Annotated in this window: 1 protein-coding gene; it reads left to right on the forward strand. The window is 70.9% G+C overall.

Annotation, left to right across the window (positions count from 1 at the left end; all coding sequences use genetic code 11):
- On the forward strand, positions 1–2,093 hold a 2,093-nt coding region (locus LQV45_RS27780), incomplete at both ends, for an aldehyde dehydrogenase family protein (protein ID WP_230010101.1).

The raw sequence follows: 2,093 nt of genomic DNA on the forward strand, positions 1-2,093 counted from the left end.
GAGAAGCAGCGCTTCCTCGCCTCGCTGGCCAAGCTCGACGACGAGGTCCCGGGCCCGAACCGGCTGCAGAACCGCGCCCTTCCGGCCGCGCCGCTGCCGCACGACTCGTTCGAGAACACTGCCGACACAGATCCGTCGCTGCCCGCGAACCGCGACTGGGGCCGCGCCATCCTGGGCCGCGTCACGACGTCGACACTGGGCAACTCCTCCGTCGAGGCCGCCACGATCAACGATGCCGCGACCCTGAATGCCGTGATCGATACCGCCGTCGAGAAGGGCAAGGCCTGGGGTGCGCTCTCCGGCGCCGAGCGCGCCGAAATCCTGCACCGCGCCGGCGACGTCCTCGAGGCCCGCCGCGCGGACCTTCTTGAGGTCATGGCCTCCGAGACCGGCAAGACGATCGACCAGGGCGATCCGGAGATCAGCGAGGCGGTCGACTTCGCGCACTACTACGCCGAGTCCGCCCGCAAGCTCGACGACGTCGACGGCGCCACCTTCGTCCCGGCCAAGCTCACCGTTGTGACGCCGCCGTGGAACTTCCCGGTCGCCATCCCGGCCGGCTCCACCCTTGCGGCCCTCGCCGCCGGCTCCGCCGTCGTGGTCAAGCCCGCCAAGCAGGCCCGCCGCAGCGGCGCCGTCATGATCGAGGCCCTCTGGGAGGCCGGCGTTCCGCGCGACGTGCTCACCATGGTCCAGTTGGGCGAGCGGGAACTGGGCCAGCAGCTCATTTCCCACCCGGCCGTGGACCGCGTCATCCTGACCGGCGGCTACGAGACCGCCGAGCTGTTCCGCTCGTTCCGCAAGGACCTGCCCCTGCTGGCCGAGACCAGCGGCAAGAACGCCATCATCGTCACCCCGAGCGCGGACCTGGACCTCGCGGCCAAGGACGTCGCGTACTCCGCGTTCGGCCACGCCGGCCAGAAGTGCTCCGCCGCCTCGCTGGTGATCCTCGTCGGCTCCGTGGCGAAGTCGAAGCGCTTCCACAACCAGCTGATCGACGCCGTCACCTCGCTCAAGGTCGGCTACCCCCAGGACCCGGCGAGCCAGATGGGCCCGATCATCGAGCCCGCCAACGGCAAGCTCCTGAACGCCCTCACCACCCTCGGCGAGGGCGAGACCTGGGCCGTCGAGCCGCGGAAGCTCGATGATTCGGGCAAACTCTGGAGCCCTGGCGTGCGCTCCGGTGTCCGCCGCGGATCCTACTTCCACCTCACCGAGTTCTTCGGCCCGGTCCTGGGCGTTATGACCGCCGAGACCCTCGAGGAGGCCATCGCGATCCAGAACCAGATCGAATACGGCCTCACCGCGGGCCTGCACTCGCTGAACAGCGAGGAACTGGGGATTTGGCTGGACACCATCCAGGCCGGCAACCTCTACGTCAACCGCGGCATCACCGGCGCGATTGTCCAGCGCCAGCCCTTCGGCGGCTGGAAGAAATCCGCCGTCGGCGCCGGCACCAAGGCCGGCGGCCCGAACTACCTCGTCGGCCTCGGCGAATGGGTCAGCAAGCCCAGCACCGCCGCCGGCACCCCGGGCGCTGCTCCCGCCCAAGCCGGCGTCCGCCGGATCGAGGACGCCGCCAAGGGCTTCCTGACCGCCGACGAACTCGCGCCGCTGCAGCGCGCGCTCGCCTCCGACGCCCGCGCCTGGGCCGAAGAGTTCGGCACCGCGAAGGACGTCTCCGGCCTGAGTGCGGAACGCAACGTCTTCCGCTACCGTGCTCTGCCCGTCACGGTCCGCCTCGCGGAAGGCGAGCCGCTTGCCGGCCTCGTCCGGACCGTCGCCGCCGGCGTCCTGGCCGGGTCCGTCCTGACGGTCTCCACCGCCGTCGAACTGCCCGCCCAGCTGCGCGCCGTCCTGTCCGGGCTTGGCATCGCCGCGACTGTTGAGAACGACGCCGAATGGCTCGCTTCCGCAGGCACCCTCGCCGCGGCGGGCAAGCTCTCCGGCGCCCGGATCCGGCTGATTGGCGGGGACGCCAAGGCGCTGGCCGAGGCCACGGGCGGACGCCCGGACCTGGCGGTGTATGTCCACCCCGTCACGGAAGCCGGACGCGTGGAACTGCTGCCGTTCCTGCATGAGCAGGCCATCAG

This window comes from Microbacterium sp. Bi128 (assembly GCF_918698205.1).